13 protein-coding genes are annotated in these 21,301 nt (G+C 60.9%); 9 read left to right on the forward strand and 4 right to left on the reverse strand.

The annotated features are described in order from the left end of the window. Nucleotides 1-16: 16 nt before the first annotated feature. On the reverse strand, nucleotides 17-652 hold the full coding sequence (locus IPJ76_08355) for a response regulator transcription factor (GenBank protein ID QQR88206.1): 636 nt from the start codon (nucleotides 650-652) through the stop codon (nucleotides 17-19). 102 nt (nucleotides 653-754) lie between these two features. Here IPJ76_08355 and IPJ76_08360 point away from each other — a divergent pair, with 102 nt between their 5' ends. From IPJ76_08360 to IPJ76_08370, 3 genes are all read left to right on the forward strand, one after another. Next, nucleotides 755-982, forward strand: coding sequence for a histone H1 (locus IPJ76_08360; GenBank protein QQR88207.1), 228 nt, complete (start codon nucleotides 755-757; stop codon nucleotides 980-982). A gap of 136 nt (nucleotides 983-1,118) precedes the next feature. Continuing rightward, complete coding sequence (locus tag IPJ76_08365; protein QQR88208.1) at nucleotides 1,119-1,652, forward strand: hypothetical protein; 534 nt, start codon at nucleotides 1,119-1,121, stop codon at nucleotides 1,650-1,652. Nucleotides 1,653-2,028: 376 nt separating this feature from the next. Continuing rightward, complete coding sequence (locus IPJ76_08370; GenBank protein ID QQR88209.1) at nucleotides 2,029-2,856, forward strand: DDE-type integrase/transposase/recombinase; 828 nt, start codon at nucleotides 2,029-2,031, stop codon at nucleotides 2,854-2,856. A 676-nt stretch (nucleotides 2,857-3,532) separates the two neighbouring features. On the opposite strand, the gene IPJ76_08375 is transcribed toward IPJ76_08370, so the two are convergent. Both IPJ76_08375 and IPJ76_08380 read right to left on the reverse strand, forming a co-directional pair. After that, the gene (locus tag IPJ76_08375; protein QQR88210.1) at nucleotides 3,533-5,575 is read right to left on the reverse strand and encodes a tetratricopeptide repeat protein; all 2,043 of its coding nucleotides are present in this window, start codon (nucleotides 5,573-5,575) and stop codon (nucleotides 3,533-3,535) included. Between the two features lie 55 nt (nucleotides 5,576-5,630). Next, entirely contained in the window at nucleotides 5,631-7,643 is a 2,013-nt protein-coding gene (locus IPJ76_08380; GenBank protein QQR88211.1) for a hypothetical protein, read from the reverse strand. A 128-nt stretch (nucleotides 7,644-7,771) separates the two neighbouring features. Here IPJ76_08380 and IPJ76_08385 point away from each other — a divergent pair, with 128 nt between their 5' ends. Together IPJ76_08385 and IPJ76_08390 are read left to right on the forward strand one after the other, a co-directional pair. Beyond that, nucleotides 7,772-10,603, forward strand: a complete 2,832-nt coding sequence (locus tag IPJ76_08385; protein QQR88212.1) for a delta-60 repeat domain-containing protein — start codon at nucleotides 7,772-7,774, stop codon at nucleotides 10,601-10,603. 90 nt (nucleotides 10,604-10,693) lie between these two features. Next, entirely contained in the window at nucleotides 10,694-13,546 is a 2,853-nt protein-coding gene (locus IPJ76_08390) for a hypothetical protein (GenBank protein QQR88213.1), read from the forward strand. Here IPJ76_08390 and IPJ76_08395 read toward each other — a convergent pair. Continuing rightward, nucleotides 13,538-14,185 carry a DsbA family oxidoreductase gene (locus tag IPJ76_08395; GenBank protein ID QQR88427.1) on the reverse strand — a complete coding sequence of 216 codons (648 nt, stop codon included), beginning with the start codon at nucleotides 14,183-14,185 and terminating at the stop codon, nucleotides 13,538-13,540. The two genes, IPJ76_08390 and IPJ76_08395, sit on opposite strands and share 9 nt — an antisense overlap. 253 nt (nucleotides 14,186-14,438) lie before the next feature. Here IPJ76_08395 and IPJ76_08400 point away from each other — a divergent pair, with 253 nt between their 5' ends. The 4 genes from IPJ76_08400 (at nucleotide 14,439) to IPJ76_08415 (ending at nucleotide 21,268) form a co-directional block, all read left to right on the forward strand. Continuing rightward, nucleotides 14,439-15,059: a TetR/AcrR family transcriptional regulator gene (locus IPJ76_08400; protein ID QQR88214.1), complete on the forward strand. Its 621-nt coding sequence runs from the start codon at nucleotides 14,439-14,441 to the stop codon at nucleotides 15,057-15,059. Next, on the forward strand, nucleotides 15,056-16,390 hold the full coding sequence (locus IPJ76_08405) for a TolC family protein (protein QQR88215.1): 1,335 nt from the start codon (nucleotides 15,056-15,058) through the stop codon (nucleotides 16,388-16,390). Before IPJ76_08400 ends, IPJ76_08405 begins: the two co-directional genes overlap by 4 nt. A 26-nt stretch (nucleotides 16,391-16,416) precedes the next feature. Beyond that, nucleotides 16,417-17,568, forward strand: a complete 1,152-nt coding sequence (locus IPJ76_08410; protein QQR88216.1) for an efflux RND transporter periplasmic adaptor subunit — start codon at nucleotides 16,417-16,419, stop codon at nucleotides 17,566-17,568. A gap of 121 nt (nucleotides 17,569-17,689) precedes the next feature. Beyond that, nucleotides 17,690-21,268 carry an efflux RND transporter permease subunit gene (locus IPJ76_08415; protein QQR88217.1) on the forward strand — a complete coding sequence of 1,193 codons (3,579 nt, stop codon included), beginning with the start codon at nucleotides 17,690-17,692 and terminating at the stop codon, nucleotides 21,266-21,268. The last annotated feature ends 33 nt before the right edge of the window (nucleotides 21,269-21,301 follow it).

A 21,301-nucleotide genomic window follows, 5' to 3' on the forward strand; every position in this document is an offset into this window, starting at 1 on the left:
CCGGATGGGTTAAGCCCTATGCTGCTGGATACACCTTCCGGATCGCCTCCATGCGCCCACCAACCTGCAGCTTGCTGTATATGCGGCGCACATGCACGCGCACGGTCTCGGTGCTCAAGTCCAGCTTGGTTCCGATCTCTTTGTATTGGAGCCCGGCGGCGAGACCATCCAACACCTGCTTTTCGCGATCGCTCAGCTTCTCGTCGTTGATGCGCTGTTGGGTCTCCTTCTGGAAGCTGTTCACCACCAGGCGCGCAATGGCGCTGTTCATCGGTGAGCCGCCCTTGTGGATGTCGCGCACAGCCTCCAACAGCTCTTCGGCCGGTGTGCTTTTCAGCAAATAGCCGGTGGCTCCTGCACAGAGCGCCTCGAAGATGTATGCGGGGTTCTCGAAGATGGTGAGCATGAGGTATTGCACCTCGGGCTTCATGCGCTTCGCCTCGCGCACGGTGTCGATCCCGTTGCGGCCCTCCATGTTGATGTCCATGAGCACCACCTGCACATCCAGCTCATCGAGTTTGGCCAGGTAATCATCCCCGCTTTCGAAGACGCGCACCACCTGCATATCACCGCTGCGCTCAATGCGGCGGCGGATCAGCTCCCGGAGCTCATCATCGTCCTCCACGATAGCGGTGCGGATGGTGGCGGCCATGTGCCGCAAGATAGCCAGGTCGCCTGATCAGGTAGTGTCTCACTTTCGATCCCCCTGATCCTCAGGGATGCTTAGCGCCAAGGACGCGCTACCTTCGCACCCATGCCGAAAGCCAAGAGACCCCGCGACGCCAACGAGCGCGCCAAGAGCATAGTCGATATCGCAACGGGTGAAGCTGCCGACCCCGTGAGCGAACAGAAGAAGGTCAAGAACATCCACGCCGCTGCCTTGGGCAAGTTGGGCGGGGCCGCCCGTGCCAAGAAGTTGGACCCTAAGAAGCGTTCGGCCATCGCCAAGAAGGCGGCCCGGAAACGGTGGAAAGACAAGTGAGCACTTGTGATCACAATCGATCCTGACGTATATTTCGTCACATTGCATGACGACGTAAATCCTAAACGTCTGACAGTCAGGACATTATAATATTTTCTTTTGTGATGTCTCTCCGGGCGCTATGTTTGTCGGGGATATGGAAACCGCAGAGGACAGAGAGCAAGCATGCCGAACGATGGAGCGCCACATGTTGGAGGCGCGCCGGAAGTCGAAAGCGCACAGCCATGAGAAGGCGGTGCTCGAAGCAATGGCGAAAGATGAAGAGGCCCTCATGCTGCAATGCGACCTACGTGCAGAACGCTTGCGTATGTCAATCCTCGACATCGAACCGAACTGGATGTTCGGTTCGGAGGCAGAGGCAAGCGAGCAGACTGTGGGTTCCACTACGGAGAAGGAGGTGCAGTCAGAACACAAGCGTCGATACGGCGTGTGGTCGGCAGTGGCGCTCAAGGCCCTGAGTGATCTGGGATCTGGAACTTTCCAAGAAATATCCCGTCATGTGCGAACTACAGACTTCAACTACGCCTTCGATAGCGACGCCGACATGGAAGGACTACGTGGCGCGCTCCATGGCTTGGCGAAGCGCGACAAGAACAAGCGCGTGAAGTACGAGAAGGGCGCGAATGGTTCGGGCGGAACATTCACATACATCAACGATGAGCAGCAATAGCAAAGCCCACCTTGCGGATGGGCTTCACCATACTCGAATCTCACTCCCGCAAGCCGACGCCAGGAACCGCGTGGGTTCGCCCCGGCAGGGGAAGGGAGTGAGGTTCCCTTATTCAGCGGGCGCCACGTTCGGCACCGGTATCGCATTGGGGGATGTAGTTCCGCCGTTATCGCGCTGTACTAGCGGATAGCGTCGGGGGCGCACCACATCATTCCAATCGGACAGCCGGGCACGCCACCCGGCTGTTTCGTTTGCAAACCTACGGAATCAGTAGGTCTCGATCAAGCCCCTTCCTGAACCATTGATCCCTAAGTGAACTATATGCTTGACGGTAAGCTTTTTCTTCCTATGTTTGACCCATCAGAACGCCGACGCCATGAACCGCCTCCCTATCGCCAAGCAAGTCCAGATCATCAGCATGCTCGTTGAAGGTTCCAGCCTTCGCAGCACTTCCCGCGTGTGCGATGTGTCGATCAACACGGTGACCAAGCTCTTGGTGGACGTGGGCCGCGCTTGCGAGAAGTTCCACGATGAGACGGTCCGCAAGGTGACCGTGAAGAACCTTCAGTGCGATGAGATTTGGAGCTTCGTCTATGCCAAGCAGAAAAACGTCACGGACGAAATGGAGGCCGCTGGTGACGTGTGGACTTGGACAGCGCTGGACAGCGATACCAAGCTCATGGTTAGCTGGTATGCCGGTGCCCGCGATGCACACGCCGCTTACGAGTTCCTGTCTGACGTTCGAAGCCGTGTTGACCGTAGCCGCATGCAAATGACCAGCGACGGTCACAGCGCCTATGTGAGCGCCGTTGACGCTGTGTTCGGTCAGTACATTGACTTCGCCCAACTGGTGAAGATTTACGGCGGTACTGAAGGCAAGGGCAACGAGAAGCGTTACAGCCCTGCCGAATGCACGGGCACCAAGACCCGCATCGTAACCGGCCGCCCGGATGAAACCAAGATCAGCACGTCACATGTGGAGCGTCAGAACCTGACCATCCGCATGGGCTGCCGCCGCTTCACCCGCCTTACCAACGCCTTCAGCAAGAAGTTCGAGAACCACTGCCTTGCCTTGGCGCTCCACTTCGTGCACTACAACTTCTGCCGCATCCACAAGACCCTGCGCGTCACTCCGGCAATGGAAGCGGGACTTACCAACGACGTGATGAGCATCGAGGATATCGTAAAGCTGGTGAACCGGTAAGCCGGGGCGATCAAATGGATCGCCTACGTTGGCGGTATGCCAAGGAACACCAACTATCTAAAGCAGCAGCAGGATGTACGCACGCTCACGTCCTGTCTGATTGAGGGCGGTCACACTGCTAACGGCCCCTTGATAGATCACTTCGTCGCATGCGAACGGACAGGTCTTTCGTCATGGGACGTTTTTCACGCTGCACACTATCTGTTCAACGGTCGTGATGGAAGGAGCTTCCTTGAAATCGAGGGGGAGGAAAGTGGATTCAAAGGCACGGAAGCAGAGCGTCGCATCCGTGGAGAGAACCCGCGCAAATGGGAGGGCAGTTATCGACTTACTGAGGCAGGATTACAGCTAGCAAAGGATGAAATCGCCGCTCAGCACCTATACAAGCAACTTGGCGACTTCGATGAGGCTGCCAAGCGAAGTCGGACCAGTCTTGTGCTGAGCATAATTGCTCTGTCCGTCAGTGGTGCTATGCTGCTAGTAGCCATAGGTAAACTAGTGATAGAAGCACGTTCGCCAAAACAAGCAAGTAGCCAAGGCAGTATGTCCAGTTTGCAAGACCCATCGCATCCCGATACCGTAACCATAAGAGAAAGCGTGTGGGCCACCTGCGGCCCGTGTCCTTCCGATACGGCTTTGCCAGCCCCCACCCGTTAGTCATTCTGAAGCTCTGATTTCAAACTGAGACACTACCCCTGATCAGTCCGGCACCGGCGCTTGGAAGCGGACCCGGGTGCCCGCTCCTGGGCTGCTGTCCACCTGGATCCGTCCGTTCACGCGCTGCCCGATCACGCATGTTGGGCAGACCGTGGCCTTTCGTTTCCTCAATGAGCATGCCCACACCATCGTCCTTCACTTCGAATTCGACGTGTGCAGCGGATGTGTGGAAGCGCACAAGAATGTGTGTTGCCTTGGCGTATTTGATCGCGTTGTTCAACGCCTCGCGTAGCATCAGGTAGATATCGCGCTTGGTGGCTGGGTCCAGCGACCGGTCAGGGCCTTCGTGCACACAATCGATGGTGTGCTCCACCTTGCTCCACTTGAGCATGCGTTCGCAGTGCGCACGAACACGTTCCGTGAGACCCGCGAGTGAATCGTGGTGCGGATCGATGGACCATACGATGTCGCCGAGGGAGCGGTTGGCCTCTCCAGCGATGCGCTCGATATCGTTGGCGATCGCGGGCAGTTCGTTCACGTCCGTCTTCGCGACTTCCCTCGCCTCGGTGCTGAGCATGACGAGCTTGGTGAGGTCGCTGCCGAGCTGGTCGTGCACGTCACGTGCAATGCGCATGCGCACCTCGGTGGCCTCCCGGGCGCGCTCGCTTTCCATGACCTGCGTTTGTGATGCGAGAATGGCAGCGTTGGTCCGCTTGAGCAACCGCGCGCGTTGCCAGAAGGCGAACACCGCCAGGGCTAAGAATGCACCCAGGGCCAATGCCAGGTTGCGGCGCGAGCGTTCCTGGACCAAGCGCTGCTCGCTTTTGAGCTTTTCCTGTTGGACGGCGGCGATGTGGGCGAGACTATCGGCGACGGCTTGTTTCTCGTAGGCGTACTTGTATTCGTTGCGTAGCACGGCCCGCTGGTTCTGCTCGCTCAACAGGCTGTCGTTGTACGCGATGAACCGGGACTGCGCAGTAAGCGCCTCCTTCCAGCGGCCCAATGAACCCAAAGCGCGGAACTCCAGGTGGGCGGCATCCCGTTGCGCGTTCAGGTCTTCGGCTTCCGTAGCGGCCCGGGTCGCGCTGCGGGCGGCCAGCAATGCTTCCGCTTGCCGGCCCGATGAAAGCAACGCATCTCCCTTTCCTACGAGGGCGATAGCGAGCCCGCGCAGCAGTTCTTCTTCGGTGGCTAGCGCAATGTTCTGCTCGAAGAGCGGTAGGGCCTGCTCTGCAAGTCCACGCACCAGGAACAATTGCCCGATCCGGTTGCGCACGTTGACCAACCCATGTGCATCCTGCAGTGCTTCCCGAACGGCCAAGCTGCGCTTGTAATGCGCCATGGCCTCGGCGGTGTCGCCCAATTCCTCCAGGCACATCCCCACTTCTTCCAGGTCCTTGCCCATCAGGTGCTTGTCGTCCAACGCTTCGGCAATGCGCAACGCTTCGCGGAAATGGACCAACGCGCTGGTGAAGTCACCTTGGTTCACATGCACCACGCCAAGATTGGCCCGCCCAGTGGCGATACCACGTTGGTTCTTCAACTTCTCCTGCAGCGACAGGGCACGTGCAAAGAGGTCGATGGCACGGGCATGATCGCCGCGCGCCATATGTACGGTACCGATCGCATTGAGGTCGTTGGCGATGCTCAAGCTGTCCTTGATCCGTTCGTGGAAACCGAGCCCTTCGGCATAGAGCCGCAGCGCTTCGTCGCGCTCGCCCAATGCGGATCGCATACTGGCCATGTTCGTGATCACATCGGCCTGGCCGTCATCATCGCCATTGCGCTGGTGCAGGGCAAGGGCCGTGTCGTAGTGCACCAAGGCGGTTCGCATGTCGCCGCGCACGTACCACACCGCCGCGAGCAGCTCGCTTGCCCGCGCCTCGAAGACTTTGTTGCCTCTGGCCCTGGCGTCGCTCTGAATTGCGCGTGCCATGCGCTCCGCTGTGTCGGGTTCGCTGAACAAGTAACCATCCCACACCAGATCATAGCGGGCTGTGAAGCGCACGCTGTCCGGCTTCGACCGGTCGGAGGCGATGGTGCGCAGGGAGTCGAGGTCCACCTGCCCTATTGCGGACAGCGTAAAGCAGCATAGGAGCACGAGCCAAATGAGCCGATCACACATGCGCGACGGGGTGGAGCGTGGCTTCGAAAGTGATCATCGTGCCGGTTCTGGGGGTGCTCTGGATCGATACTCGGCCGCCAACGCGTTCTGCGCGGAGCCGGATGTTCTCCAGGCCATGTCCTTTCGATGTGGAAGCCCCGATCCCGACGCCATCGTCCTTCACGGAAAGAAGAACACGATCATCCGAGGTCTTGAATACGATGTCTATCCGTGTTGCCTTGGCATACTTGATCGCATTGTTCAACGCCTCCCGCAGCATCAGATAGATGTCCCGCTTCGTGGCTGGATCCAGCGGTCGGTCAGGGCCCTCGTGAACACAATCGATGGTGTGCTCCACCTTGCTCCATTTCAGCATGCGTTCGCAGTGCGCACGCACACGCTCCGTGAGGCCGGCAAGTGAATCGTGGTGCGGGTCGATGGACCAGACGATATCACCCAAGGAGCGGTTGGCTTCCCCGGCGATGCGCTCGATATCGGCGGCGATCTCCCGCATGCCGATCGCATTGGCTGTCGTTACCTCCTTTGCCTCGGTGCTCAGCAGTACCAGCTTGGTAAGGTCGCTGCCCAACTGGTCATGCACATCGCGCGCGATCCGTGTGCGCACCTCCTCCGCTTCGCGCCGCTTTTCACTGGAGACGACCTCCTTCTGTGCTTTCAAGATGGTATCATTGGCGCGGCGCGCATACTGGAAACGGCTCCAGAACGCGAATGCGACGGCGATGGCCGCTGCGCAGATGCCGATGATCACATAAAGCCGGAAGCGCTCCGTGGCGCGGCGTTGGTGTTCCTCCGCAGCATGGGCCTGTGCAGTGGCGGCCTGCACCAGGCTGTCGCGCCGGCTCTCTTCCAGGAAGCGCAACCGCAGCACATCCTCGCGCCCGTTCATGCGTTGCACACTGTCCTTCAGCACCGCCCAACGCTCGGTCATGCGCAAGGCGTCAGCCGTGCGACCTTGCAGCTTGTACGCCTCCCTCAACCCATCAGCGGCGTACAGCATCGAGCCCTCATCCCCGAGCTCGCGGGCCACCCCAACGTTGCCGATGCGCTCGGCCAGTGCAAGCCCCTGCTCGTACCATTCCGCCGCGTTCAGTGGATCGCCGGAAAAGCGGTAGCCGTCCCCGACGAGGTTGATGCAGCCGCATTGCGCCGTGGCATCGCCCATGCGCTCGGCAAGCCGCGCACACGTCAAGGCCATCGTTAGCCCCTTGCCATGCTGGCCCTCCGCGTAATGGAGCCGGATGAGCGGAGTGATCGCCGGCAACGAATCCCACGCGTTGCTTGACCGGCCCGCCACTTGCAGGCTGCGCTCCAGCAAGGCCATCGCATCGGCACGTCGCTCTTGAATGCCACGGATGCGCGCACGTTCGTTCAGCACCAGGCAGGAATCGCCGGGCGTGCCACGCACACAGGAGTCGAGACAGGTCCAAGCGAAGTCGTATTCGCCGCGATCAGCGTGGATGCCCGCGAGGTGCACCAACGACTGATTTTGCAGGAAGTGGTGCCCGATCGCCCGGCCTATGCTTAACTCATCGCGGAACGCTTGTTCCGCTTTGTCCTTCGCGCCGGCAAGGCCATAGACCAGTCCCAGCGCGTCCAGGCACTCGCCCACCGCATGCTGGTGTCCGCCTTGCTCGAAGTCGCGAATGGCCTGCTGGAAGGACGAGAGCGCCAAGGGGACATTGCGCTCGAACTTGGCGTGGTAGCCCGTGAAGAAGTGGTAAGCGCCGCGTGCGTGCTGGGCGCGCGCTTTTACGCGCGGGTGATCGTGCGCAAGCAGTTCGTTGCTCAGCGCATCGAGGCGTTCGAGGTAAGGGTAGGCGTTCGGCGAGGTGGTCCACGACTCGCAAGCCCAGATCAGCATGGTGAGTTGCGTGGTGTCCTTCTTCGCGGGATCGAGCAACGGCACAATGGAGTCGAGGCGGGCCGGGCTCTCCTGGGCGCTGAGCGTGATCGCTGCGAGGGCCATAGCGAGCACCGCGATAACACACCCTGACCTTCCGCTCATGCAACAAAGGAGCACAAGCGCTCGGATCCCCGCAATAACCCGCACGGGTGACATCGTGCGATCAACCCGAAAGGGTTATTCCAAGTGAGCGACGCGCGCGGGAGTTTTGACGGATCCATCGCTCGCCCATGAAGCCCATGCGCATCGCCATACTCACAACGTTCGCACTGTTCAGCGGATCCCTGTGCGCGCAGTATCTCACGCTCGACTCCACCCTGTGGCAGTTGGACAGCGCTGGTAAGTGTGTGGTGGAGGATTCCATCAGTGACCGCATCCTTGTCGGTGGCGCTTTCAACCGGGTGCTACCACCGGACCCGGTGCCCTATGGTTTGGAGGTGAGTACGACCAACGGTCTCAAAGCGTCCGGCCTGCCCGCTGCGGACAGCACGGTGCGTTGCGCCATCGCGGATGAGGCGGGCGGTTGGATCATCGGCGGTGCGTTCACGACGGTGGACGGACAGCCACGGCAGCACCTCGCGCGCATACTTGCCGATGGAAGCCTTGCGCCGTGGGCCCCAGTGGTGAACGGGGAGGTCCTCGCCTTGGCCCTGAAGGGGGACACCCTCTACCTGGGCGGTCAATTCAGTACCGTGAACTCTGCGGCGCGCAACAACCTCGCGGCCGTGCGACTTTCCACCGGAGCGAACGTGACATGGGCGGCAGGCACGAGCAATGGCACGGTGCACTGCATGTCATTGAACAGTGGTCGGCTTTATGTCGGCGGGGACTTCACCACCGTGAACGGCTTGACGCGCGGGCGTGGGGCATCCTTCACCGTGAGCAACCATGCGCTCACGAACTGGACCCCGAATACGAACGGTACCGTGCATTGTATCGTGGCCACGTCAACAGTGGTCTATGTCGGTGGTGCGTTCACGCTGGTCAATTTGCTCACCGCCCGCAACCGCATCGCGGCTTTCCCGCCCACATCCAACACCCCGCAAGCGTGGAACCCCAACGCGAACGGCACCGTGCGCGCCATGGCCCTCTCCGGCACCAACGTCTTCTTCGGTGGAGATTTCACCACGGTTTCCGCGACGGCCCGCAACCACATCGCTTTCGTGAATGCGAGCGGCGTGCTGCAGAGCTGGAGCAGAGACCTCAACGGTGATGTGCATTGCCTGGCCGTTGCCAACAACACGGTATTCGCTGGCGGTGATTTCACCTTGGTGGATGGCCTGGGCCGACGACGGATGGCCGCCTTCGGCGTGCCGAGTTCCGGCCTACCCACGGTAACGGATTGGACCGCCGCAGCGGACAGCACGGTGATGGCGATCACGGCCCAAGGGACCCGCTTGTTCATCGGCGGTCCCTTCGTTGAAGGGGGCGGGCTTTCGCGACGGAACCTCGCTGCATTGGATCTGGTGACCGGACTGCCACTGCCGTGGGCCCCGCAGGTGAATGGACCGGTCCACAGCATCGTACGCGCAGGCTCGGGTGCTGTGTTCGTTGCGGGTCCTTTCACCCAGGTGGGGGGCTTGACCCGCTTCGCTGTAGCCGCCATCGACCCCCTGACCGCCGATGCGCTTCCGTGGAACGCACAAGTCAGCAGCAGCGGCGTTGTGCAAGATCTGCTCGCTCGTCCGGATACCCTCTTCGTCTGCGGGCAGTTCAACGCCATCGGAGGTCAAGCGCGCCAACACCTGGCCCTTTTGTCCGCCACCACCGGTGCGGCGCTACCATGGAATGTGCCGCTGGCCGCTGCTGATGAGCCACATGATATGCTGCTCAGCAACGACACGCTCTTCATTTGCGGGGCGATCACCATGGTGGCTGCGCAGGCACGCAACGCCGTGGCATCCATCGGGGTTTCCTCCTCCACTGTGCTCCCGTTCACTGCGGACTGCACCACCGGATCCTCAGCTTCGGGTATGAGCAAGAGCGGGAACAAGCTCTTCTTGACGAAAGCCTACGGCACCTGGGCGGGCCAGTCGGCGGGCTATGACATCAGGGTATTGCATGCGGCCACCGGGGCCGTGCTCTCCGTGTTCGCGAATTACGACCCCACAACATTGACCGTCCGAGGCGATAAGGTCTATGACAGTGGACACTATTTGCGCGCGTATGGTGCGGCCACCGGTATGCTGGTGGGGAGCGTGGGCGAATGGCACAACAAGGGGGGGGAGGTGATCACCACCCGTAGTGGTGATGTGATAGGGGTAGGCTATGTATATGACCGACAAATGCCCATGGGTCTAGCGAGGGCCATTGCCACACCGAACATCACGTTGCGGGCGATGTTGGACGGTCCGTTCGAGGCCGGGCTGATGAACGACCAGCTGCGGGCGGATCAACTGATCCCCTTCACCGAGCCCTTTACTAGCCTGGGCTACATCCATACTGGAGGAGGTGGTGGAGAGGCGGCTCCCGCCGGATTCCACAACCTCACCTTCGACGGCACGCCCAACACCCGTCCGGTGGATTGGGTGCTGATCGAATTCCGTGATGCGGCGGACCCATCGGTCGTGGTAGCTTCAAGAAGCGGGTTCTTGCTGAAGGATGGTCGGATACTCGGCCCGGACATGCGCTACCTACGTTCCCACTCATCGGACCCTAGCGGCTCTTACTATGTAGCCGTGCGCCATCGAAACCACCTGGGCGTGATGACCGGACAACCCGTGGACTTCTCGAAAAGCCCGTTCATCGACTTCTCCGTTCTGGCGACACCCGTCTTCGGAAACAACGCCCGAAAGACGAACAATGGCGTGCAAACACTCTGGAGCGGCGATGTGAATTTCGATGGTACCATCAAGTACACGGGAACGAACAATGATCGCGACCCGGTATTGGTGCGCATCGGTGGGTCGGTACCCACCAATACCGCCAACGGCTACTACAACGAGGACGTGAACATGGACGGTGTGGTGAAGTACACGGGCCTCGTCAACGACCGGGATCCGATCCTGGTGAACATCGGCGGCACGGTGCCCACCAACGCCCGTGTTGAGCAAGTGCCCTAGCCGTGATCAATGCCGGTTGCGGCTTAACACGGAAAGGTTATTCCGTTCGGGAAACGGTCCATGGAGCTTTGGCCTGCATTGATCACGGCCATGGCAATACGTTCCCGCATCCCGCTCTTTATTGCACTCCTTTCAAGCGCCGCCGCTCAGTCCCAGATCCTTGAAGTGGATACGACATGGTGGATGGCGGACGGCGCTGTACGCGCCATCGCAGAAGACACGGCGAACAACCGTATAGTGATCGGAGGGGACTTCGCCCGGTTGCTTCCGCGTTATGGTACAGCATACGGTGCAGTAGTGGACATGACCACGGGCTTTGCACGCGCCGGTGATGCGCGTCCGAACGATCGTGTGAGGTGCGTTCTGGAAGATGGTAGCGGAGGTTGGTACATCGGAGGGGACTTCACACAGGTGGGCGGTGCGGCGCGGCAGGGCTTGGCGCATGTGCTTGCGGATGGTTCGCTTGCCCAGTGGAGCCCAGCGGTGAACGGAGGTGTGTATGCCATGGCCATCAAAGGCGACACGCTCTATTTCGGTGGGCTCTTCACCGCGGTGAACGGGCTTGCGCGGTCGAACCTCGCCGCCGTGCGACTTTCCTCGGGGGCCGACGTGGTTTGGGGGCAAGCGCAGGCCAACGCCCAAGTGCGCACGATGACCATCGATGGCGGGGAGCTTTTCGTGGGCGGCGATTTCACGTTGATCTCCGGACTGATCCGCGACAGGATGGCGGTGTTCAGCACCGACGATCATTCCCTCACCAGCTGGGCTCCCACCATGGGCGGACCAGTGCACACCATCGTCATTGCTTCTTACGGTGTGCTTGTGGGTGGCGACTTCCTCACGGTGAACGGCCTGCCGCGGAGCAACCTGGCCTTGTTCAACCGCATAAGCCAGGCCCTCACCGCCTGGAACCCCGGCCCCAATGGCACGGTGCGCTGCATGCAGCAGCACGGATCGAACATCTACATCGGTGGCGATTTCACCATGGTGAACACCAGCGTACGGGGCCACCTCGCTCTCGTGCACAGTGGTGGTGGCCTTAGCACTGCCTGGGTGAACAACACCGATGATGCGGTATACAGCATGCACTTGGTCGGCGCTGCAACGCTATTGATCGGCGGCCAGTTCAGCACGGTCGCGGGTTGCCCGCGGCCTCACGTTGCGGCGTTGGTGACCCAAGGTGGTTCGGCACCGTGGCTGCTGCCATGGGCGCCGGCCGCGAACGCCAACGTGCGCTGCTTCCAGGCGGTCGGCAGTAGCGTATACATGGGTGGCGGCTTCGATACGCTCGGGGTCGCGCGATCGCATGTGGCCATGCTGGACGGAAGCTTGGGCACCCCGCTCGCCTGGCATGAAGACCTGAACGGCGCGGTGAACGCGATCGTGGTCACTGCGGATCGCACATTCGTGGGCGGCGATTTCGATACTACGGGCACCGCACTTATCATCCGCAGCAACCTCGCTGCCTTCGAGAACAGCACCGGTCTGCTGGCCGCGTGGAACCCCGGAACCAGCGGCACAGTGCGCTCGATGGCGGCCCATGGAGGGCAGATCTACGTGGGTGGCGGTTTCTCTTTCGCTGGCGGTGTGGCCGGTTCCGGGACCGCCCAGATCGATGCCGCCACGGGTTCCATCGGCCCCATGGACCCCGGGGTGGCGTCAGACGCTCTGCATGTGATCGGTGATACCTTGTACATGGGCGGGCTCATTTTCGCCGTCAACGGTGTCCTGCGTCGTTCCTTGGCTTCTGTTCTACTTCCCTCCGGAACGGTTACGGCGTTCAACCCCTGGGTGGTGCATCAGCAGGTGCCGTCTATCGCGTTGGACCACATCACCAGTTCCGGTGATCGGCTCTACTTCAGTGGCGCGTTTACCACGGTGGATGGGCAACCCCGCAGGAACTACGGCTGCGTGAACACTTCGATCGGGTCCGACCTAGGTTGGGACCCCGGCTACTTCACACCGTCATCACCGTTGGTGGTCAGCAACGGCCTGGCTTATGTGGTGGCCGCAGAGGACTTGGGATCTCCGATCGAGCTTCGTGCGTTGGACACGGACCAGGGTGATCCGACCGGTGCAGCATTGGCGATGGATGCGGTGGCGACAAGCATGATCGCCACTGCTACGGGGGATCTGCTGGTGGGCGGTGGGTTCACCACGATGGGAGGCCGCGCAGCAAGCCATTTCGCCCGTGTGACCACCACGCCTACTATCAGGGTGCGCGCACTGTTGCAAGGCCCGTTCAACATCGATACGCAGCTGATGGACAACAACCTGGCGCAGCTCGCCGCCATCCCTTTGACAGAGCCGTACACTGCCTTGGGGTATGTGCATACGGGCGGCGGTGGAGGAGAGGGGGCTCCGGCAAGCATCAACTTGGGCGTTGGCACCAACGCCATCGTCGACTGGGTGCTCGTTGAACTCCGCAGTCCGATCGATCCATCCGTGGTGGTGGCCTCGCGGAGCGCGCTGCTGCAGCGCGATGGTGATGTGGTCTCCCAAGACCTGTCCCCACTGCAGCCCTTCGGCCCCGATCCCACTGGCAGCTTCCATATTGCCATCCGCCACAGGAACCACTTGGGCGCAATGATGGCGGCTCCAATGAAGCTCGACGCAAATCCGTTCGCTGACTTCGCCAAAGGCTTCCCGGACACATACGGCACCAACGCAACATGGACCGATCCCTTCTACAGCTTGCTGTGGAGCGGCGACGTGAACTTCGATGGGGCCGTGAAGTACACCGGCACGGCGAACGATCGTGATCCGATCCTGGTGCGCATCGGCGGCTCCGTGCCCACGCAATTCGTGATCGGCTATTTCAACGAGGACGTTACCATGAACGGCGTGGTGAAGTACACGGGCAGTTTCAACGATCGCGATCCCATCCTGGTGAACATCGGGGGCTCGTTACCAACGTATGTGCGCGTGCAGCAGCTACCGTGATGGAGCTCGTGCCGCCCAGGCCTGTTCCAGCGCTTGCAGGAACACATTGCCGGTCTGGGCGCCGCTCACTGCGAACCGCCGGTCGAAGGCGAAGAACGGCACGCCGCTGATGCCCAGCTGCCGCGCTACTTCTTCATCGGAGCGGACCTCAGCGGTGAACGTATCGCTCTTGAGCACGGCTTCGACTTCCGCAGCGCCCAGGCCCACCTCCGTGGCGAGCGTGAGCAATGTTGCGGCAGCGCCGATGTGCTTTCCCTCAGTGAAGTAGGCCTTGAAGAGCCGCTCTTTCATCGCATCGCCCATGCCCTTCGTCTTGGCGAACTGCAATAGCCGATGTGCATCGAACGAGCTGCCCACGACGGTCTTGTCGAAGTCGTAGTGCAGTCCCAGTCCAGCCGCGCGCTCACGCACACCGCGTGTGCGCTCCACGGCCTGCTCGTGGGTCATACCGTACTTGCGGCTGAGCATAGCGTATGTGTTCTCCGTGCTACGGGCTGGAGCATTCGGGTCAAGTTCGAAGCTCTTCCACAGGACGCGCACGCTGTCGCGGTGGGCGAACTTGGCCAAGGCATTCTCCAGTTCGCGCTTGCCGATGTAACAGAACGGACAAACGACATCGCTCCAGATCTCGATGGTCAACAATTGACCGGGGCCGCCGGTGGGGGTGGTGGTCATGGGTCGTACTTGGGCATTGGACAAGGAGCACATGAGCCAAACGGCCAGAAGCGCCAGAGGGCGAAGAGGGTTGTGCATGGGCCAAAGGTGATCGCTCATCCGCAGTAGTTACCACTCATCACATCGGAAACATTATTTGGTCAAAAACGTTTCCGGTGTATTCCGTTCGCCTACGTTTGCGGCCCCATCCGTCAGGCCTTCCCAAGAAACCCCCACCATGGAGCCCAAGAAAAAGGACATCCTGGAGCAGGCCCTCAAACTGTTCATGCGCTTCGGCGTGAAGAGCATGACGATGGACGATGTGGCCACCCAGCTGCGCATCAGCAAGAAGACGCTCTACGAGCATTTCACCGACAAGAACGACCTGGTGGAACAGGTGGTGGCCGGCGTGTGCAAGCACCACCGCACCACCATTGATGCGATCTGCGAGCGGGGCCTCAACGCCATCGACGAGAACCACGAGATCACCAAGTTCATCGTGGCGCAGATCGGCGGGGTGCACCCCAGCGTGCAGTTCGACCTGCAGAAGTACCACCCCAAGGCGTGGTCGATCCTGGACGAGACCGAGCGCACGGACATCTTCCGCTGCGTGAGCACCAACCTGAAGAAGGGCATCAAGGAAGGCCTGTACCGCGAGGACCTTGATGTGGAGGTGATCACACGCCTGTACATCGCCCGCATGGACGCCACAGGGGACGGTCAGGTCTTCCCGCAGGACAAATTCAACATCAGCGATGTGCTGTGGAAGCACTTCGAATACCACATCCGGGGCATCGCCAGCAAGAAAGGGGTGGACTACCTGGAGAAAAAAGTCAAGAAAGAACGCGCACAAGCATGAGGACAACGATCACGCTGCTCGCAGGACTGTTGGTAACGGTCCTGGCCGCACAAGGCCCCCTTCAATTGAGCATGCAGCAGGCCATGGACATGGCCGCTCAGCAGAGCTACATGACGCGCAACAGCGCCATAGCGGTGGAAATCTCGCGGCACCGGACCAAGGAGTTCACGGCCATCGGACTGCCGCAGATCAATGGCGAAGTGTCGATGAACAACTTCATTGATCCGCCCACCTCGCTGGTGCCGAACTTCTTTTCCCCGCCCGGTCCCGGCGTGCCGGAGTACGTGGCGGCCTCGTTCCAGGTGCCTTGGCAACTGAGCGCTGGCGGCACCATCAGTCAATTGATCTTCGATGGCAGCTACCTCGTAGGCTTGCGCGCCGCGAAGGAGCTCAGGACGCAAAGCGAACAAGAACACGCCAAGGCACAGGCCGACGCGCGCGCCCAAGCGGCAAAAGCCTACCAAGGCGTGCTGGCATCGGAAGAAGCGGTCCGTCTGTTGGGCGAAGGCATCCCCTTGTTGGAAAAGAGCCTGGCCGAAGCAACGGCGATGCAACAACAAGGCTTTCTGGAGACCACCGATGTGGACCGCCTCACCATTGAGCTGGCTTCGTTGAAGGACCGTCAACGGAGCTTCCGCCAGCAGGCCGATGTGGCGCACGCGATGTTGGCGCTCACGCTGGGCGTCCCTTACGGCACGCCGATCACCCTCACGGACAAGTTGAACGCGATGATCGACAACCCCGAGGAGACCGCGCTTACTGAACAGGCCTTCGATGGCAACGGCCATGTGGAATTGACGGTGGCCAACACGTTCAGCCGCCTGCAGGTGCTCAACAACAAGAACGACCGCAGCAAGGCACTGCCGAGCCTCGCGGGTTTCTTCAGCCATTCGCAAGTGTGGAACGGACCTGACTTCGATCCCGGCGGCGAGTACCGCTTCTATCCGACAACGTTATGGGGCCTTAAGCTCACCGTGCCCATCTTCAGCAGCGGCATGCGCCACCACAAAGCCGCGCAGAGCAAGTTGGGCATTGAGCAGGCCAAGCTGAACGTGGAGGCCACCGAGCACCGGTTGCGCGCCATGGCCGAACAACAGCGCGTGGCAGCACGCAGTGCTTACGACAGCTTCCAGACCGAGAAGCGGAACATGGAGCTGGCGAAGACCATCATGGAGCGCACCAGCACCAAGTTCACCAACGGCATGAGCAGCAGCTTCGAGCTCACGCAGGAGCAAGGCCGATACCTCACCGCACAGCAGACCTACGTGCAGAAGCTCGTCGACCTGTTGATCGCACGCACCGAGCTGCGCAAAGCGCTCGACCTCTACTAAAGCACAAGTCCCAAGCTTCAAGACCGATGAAGAACACGATCGCATACCTCACCATCGCCGCGCTCTTGGCTGCCTGCGGCGCCGCCACGCCCACCGACGACCTCGGTAAGAAGCGCGCCGAACTGGACAGCCTGAAGGCCAACTACGCGGCCACTGCCGAACTGATCAAGCAGGTGGACACCTGGATCGCCGAGCACGACAGCACGGTGAAGAAGAACATCCCCGCAGTAACAGCCTACGCGCTGCAGCCATCCCGCTTCGAGCACTTCGTGCAAGTGCACGGCAGCGTGCGCGCGGACAAAAGCGCCGACCTGTACACCATGGGCGGGCGCGTGCGCCGTATCCTGGTGCAGGAGGGACAGCGCGTGAGCGCAGGCCAATTGCTCATCGACCTGGACAATGACGCCGTTGCGAAACAAGCGGCTGCCGCTGAGGCTGGTGCCAAGCTCGCCCGCGACGTGTACGAGAAGCAGAGCAAGCTGTGGGAGCAGAAGATCGGCAGTGAAGTGCAGTACCTGCAGGCCAAGAGCCAGATGGAACAAGCTGAAGCCAGTGTTGCCGCGCTGCGCGAGCAAGTGCGCCTGAGCAACGTCACCGCCCCGTTCAGTGGTGTGGTGGACGAGATCATGGTGAGCGAGGGCGACATGACCAGCCCCTTGGCCGCCGTGGCGCGCGTGGCGGACGCCAGCGGCGCAACACTGGAAGCCGATGTGCCCGAGACCTACGTGAAGAGCGTGAAGCGTGGCGACCCTGTGAAAGTCGAGTTTCCTACGTTAGGCGATACGCTGACGGCCGAGCTCACCAACGTGAGCAGCTTCATCGACAAGGCCAACCGCACCTTCCGCGTGAGCGTGCGTGTACCGGCCGGCTCCGTTGCGCTGCACCCCAACATGCTGAGCGTGATCCACGTGCGCGACCAAGTGATCGACAGCGCCTTGGTGCTGCCCAGCCGTTTGATCCAGGAGGACGTGGACGGCCACAGCTACCTCTTCAAACTGAACAGCAAGGACGGAAAGCAAGTGACCAGCAAGGTGTACGTGAAGCCGTTGGCGAACTACAAAGGGCACACGGTGGTGGCCGCTGGTGAAGCCGATGGCCTCAACGGTGGTGAGACCCTGGTGGACGAAGGCGCCAAGAACGTGGCCGACGGCCAGGAAGTGAACGTGGTGAAGCTGTAAGCCTCACGCGGAGGCGCGGAGAACGCGGAGAAATGCAAACAACGAACACACGCCAAGTGCCCTTGGGAGCAGCGGATCTCATCCGCGCCCTCCGCGCCTCCGCGTGACAATGGATCCCATCATGGACCACAACAACATCGAGAACGAAGCCTACGGCGAAGGGCACAGCAAGCAGTTCGCCATCACCAGCTGGGCCGTGAAGAACCGCACCACGGTGATCGTGATCTCCCTGCTCATCGCCATCTACGGCATGTACTCCTATTCGGTGATGCCGAAGGAGAGCTTCCCGGAAGTGGTGACACCGGAGATCTACGTTGCCACCCCCTACAACAGCAGCTCGGTGGTGGACATCGAGAAGCTGATCACCAAACCGCTGGAGAAGGAGATCAACACCATCACCGGGGTCGATGAGATCAACTCCACTTCGGTGCCGAACTTCAGTACCATCCAGGTGAAGTTCGATTACGACGTGACGCCCACCGAGGCGCTGCGCAAGGTGAAGGACGCCGTGGACAAGGCCCAGGGCGACGCCGACTTCCCCAAGGACCTGCCCTCCGAGCCGAGCATCTTCGAGATGAACTTCTCCGAGATGATGCCGGTGATGAACATCAACATCAGCGGCGACCACAGCCTCGATCAGTTGCACCACTACGCCAAGATCCTCGAGGACCGCATCGAGGCACTGCCCGAGATCAACAAGGTGGACATCCGCGGTGTGCCGGAGAAGGAAGTGCAGGTGACCGTGGACGTGCACAAGCTCGAAGCGCTCGAACTGAACTTCAGCGATGTGGCCATGGCACTGCAGATGGAGAACCTCACCATGAGCGGTGGTGAAGTGCTCACGGACGGCCAGCGCCGTGCGGTGCGCGTGGTGGGCGAGTTCACCGACATGGACGTGATCCGCGATCTGGTGATCAAGAACGAGTTCCAGCGCGAGGTGCGCCTGCGCGACGTGGCCGAGGTGGAATTCGACTACAAGGAGGCGGACAGCTACGCCCGCGAATACGGCAAGCCCGTGGTGATGCTCGATGTGATCAAGCGTGCCGGCGAGAACCTGCTCATCGCGAGCGACAGCATCAATGCCATCATCGGCCGCGCCAAGGGAACGGTGCTTCCGCCGGACCTGACCATCACCCTCACCAACGACCAGAGCGACGACACCCGCGTTCAGGTGGAGGAGCTCTTCAACCACATCATCTTCGGGGTGATCCTGGTGGTGGGCACACTGCTCTTCTTCCTCGGTTTGCGCAATGCGCTCTTCGTCGGCCTCGCCATTCCGATGTCCATGTTCATCAGCTTCATCCTGCTGAACGCGTTCGGCGTCACGCTCAACATCATGGTGCTCTTCTCGCTCATCCTGGCGCTGGGGCGTCTGGTGGACGATGGCATTGTGATCGTGGAGAACATCTACCGCCACATGAGCAACGGCGAGCCCGCCATGGCCGCGACGCGGAAAGCCGTGGGTGAAGTGACGATGCCCATCGTAGCCGCTACCACCGCCACGGTGATGGTCTTCGTGCCACTGCTGTTCTGGCCGGGCATGATGGGCCAGTTCATGAAGTGGATGCCGATCACCTTCATGGTGGCGCTCAGTGCATCGCTCTTCGTGGCACTGGTGGTGAACCCGGCCTTGAGCACGCAGTTCATGAAAGTGGAGCGCGAGAACCCCAACGCGAAGAAGGTCTTCCGCATCGTTGGGATCCTGGCAGTGATCGGCACGCTCATCGCCGTCATGGGCAGTGGCATGGGGTCATCATTCGTGTTCGGCTTGGGCACGTTCACCGTCTTCTGCGGCATCCTCGGACTTCTTAACCTGTGGGTCGGTGTGCCCGGCACACGTTGGTTCCAGGATGTGTTCCTGCCGCGGCTGGAGGCCCGCTACGAGAAATTCCTGCGCTACGCACTGGCAAAGCACCACCCCCGCACCTTCCTCATCGGAACGTTCGGCCTGCTCATTCTGGCCTTCGTTCTCATGGGCCTGTTCCCGCCGAAAGTCGAGTTCTTCCCCATCAATGAGCCGCGCTATGTGAACGTGTTCATCGAGGCGCCCATCGGCACCGACATCGAGAAGACGAACATGATCACGCACCTGGTGGAGAAGCAAGTGAACGACATCGTGGACCAGGCACCCTACATCGACATCAAGGATGTGACGATGGCCGACGGAACAGTGCGCAAGGACACTGTGAACTGGATCATCAACTCCAAGATCGCACAAGTGGGCAACGGCACCAGCGATCCCGCGCAAGGGGTCAACCTGGCCAATACGCCCAACAAGGGCCGCGTGACCCTGAGCTTCGTGAAGTACGCCGACCGCCGTGGCCTCAAGACCAACGACATCCTGCTGAAGCTCCAGAAAGAGCTCAAAGGCTATCCAGGTGTGATCATCAGCGTGGACAAGGACGCAGCAGGTCCGCCCAGTGGCAAGCCGATCAATATCGAGATCACCGGCGAGGAGATCGAGCCGCTGCTGGCCGAGGCTGATCGCTTGAAGACCTTCATGGAGAGCAAGAACGTGCCGGGCGTGGAGGCGCTGCGCATCGACATCGACCGCGCCAAGCCCGAGATGCCCATCACCATCGACCGCGCCAAGGCCCGCCGTCTGAACGTGAGCACCTATGCCGTGGCCGACGCTATCCGCAGCGCGCTCTTCGGCAAGGAGGTGAGCACCTACCGCATCGAAGGCGACGACGACGACTACAAGATCATGGTGCGCCTGCAGGACGACCAGCGCTACGACGTGGACGCCATCATGGACATGAAGATCACCTTCCGCGACATGCTCAACGGGCAGATCCGCCAGGTGCCGATCAGTGCCGTGGCCAGCGACTCGCGCAGCAGCACCTTCAGTGCCATCAAGCGCACCGACCTGAAGCGCGTGGTGACCGTGAGCAGCAACGTGATCGCGGGTTACAACAGCAACGAGGTGATCGACCAGATGAAGGACGTGCTCACCGGCTACGACAAGGACGAGCGCTTCACCACCACGTTCACCGGCCAGCAGGAAGACCAGATGAAAGAGATGAGCTTCCTGGGCAAGGCCTTCCTCATCGCCATCTTCATCGTGTTCCTCATCATCGTATGGCAGTTCAACAGCATCAGCTGGCCCATGGTGATCCTGAGCACCGTGCTCTTCAGCACCATCGGGGTGTTCCTCGGCCTCATCGTGTTCCGCATGGATTTCATCATCCTCATGACGATGCTCGGGATCATCTCCCTCATCGGTGTGGTGGTGAACAATGCCATCGTGCTCATGGACTTCGCCAAGCTGCTCTTCGAGCGCCAGCGCGAGAAGCTGGGCCTGCCCGAGGAGGCCCCTTTGCCGAACGATGCCACGCGCGAAGCACTCATCATCGCCGGTAAAACGCGTCTGCGCCCCGTGCTGCTCACCGCGGTAACGGCCGTGCTGGGCCTGCTGCCGCTGGCCGTGGGCTTCAACCTCAATTTCGGTTCGTTGTTCAGCGAGCTCAACCCGCACATCCACATCGGCGGCGACAATGTGATCTTCTGGGGCCCGCTCAGCTGGGCGGTCATCTACGGGCTCACCTTCGCCACCTTCCTCACGCTCATCATGGTGCCGGTGATGCTGCTCATCATCGCCAAGATCAAGCACCGCCGCGCTTGGAACAAAGCCAAGCGTATGGCGGCCGTGGAGACGGAAGTATGGGTGAACACGAACTTGAAGGGGTCAACGACCTAGACCTTCGCGAACCTGACTTGTCCGGGCCCCGCA

The sequence above is a fragment of the Flavobacteriales bacterium genome, from assembly GCA_016699575.1.
Taxonomy (GTDB): Bacteria; Bacteroidota; Bacteroidia; order Flavobacteriales_F; family PHOS-HE28; genus PHOS-HE28.

Excerpts from the sequence above, each read along its gene's own strand:
- IPJ76_08410 (QQR88216.1), top strand. The coding sequence starts at position 16,417 with ATGAAGAACACGATCGCATACCTCACCATCGCCGCGCTCTTGGCTGCC.
- IPJ76_08360 (QQR88207.1), top strand. The coding sequence starts at position 755 with ATGCCGAAAGCCAAGAGACCCCGCGACGCCAACGAGCGCGCCAAGAGC.
- IPJ76_08355 (QQR88206.1), bottom strand. The coding sequence starts at position 652 with ATGGCCGCCACCATCCGCACCGCTATCGTGGAGGACGATGATGAGCTC.
- IPJ76_08415 (QQR88217.1), top strand. The coding sequence starts at position 17,690 with ATGGACCACAACAACATCGAGAACGAAGCCTACGGCGAAGGGCACAGC.
- IPJ76_08405 (QQR88215.1), top strand. The coding sequence starts at position 15,056 with ATGAGGACAACGATCACGCTGCTCGCAGGACTGTTGGTAACGGTCCTG.
- IPJ76_08390 (QQR88213.1), top strand. The coding sequence starts at position 10,694 with ATGGCAATACGTTCCCGCATCCCGCTCTTTATTGCACTCCTTTCAAGC.
- IPJ76_08365 (QQR88208.1), top strand. The coding sequence starts at position 1,119 with ATGGAAACCGCAGAGGACAGAGAGCAAGCATGCCGAACGATGGAGCGC.
- IPJ76_08400 (QQR88214.1), top strand. The coding sequence starts at position 14,439 with ATGGAGCCCAAGAAAAAGGACATCCTGGAGCAGGCCCTCAAACTGTTC.
- IPJ76_08385 (QQR88212.1), top strand. The coding sequence starts at position 7,772 with ATGAAGCCCATGCGCATCGCCATACTCACAACGTTCGCACTGTTCAGC.
- IPJ76_08380 (QQR88211.1), bottom strand. The coding sequence starts at position 7,643 with ATGAGCGGAAGGTCAGGGTGTGTTATCGCGGTGCTCGCTATGGCCCTC.
- IPJ76_08370 (QQR88209.1), top strand. The coding sequence starts at position 2,029 with ATGAACCGCCTCCCTATCGCCAAGCAAGTCCAGATCATCAGCATGCTC.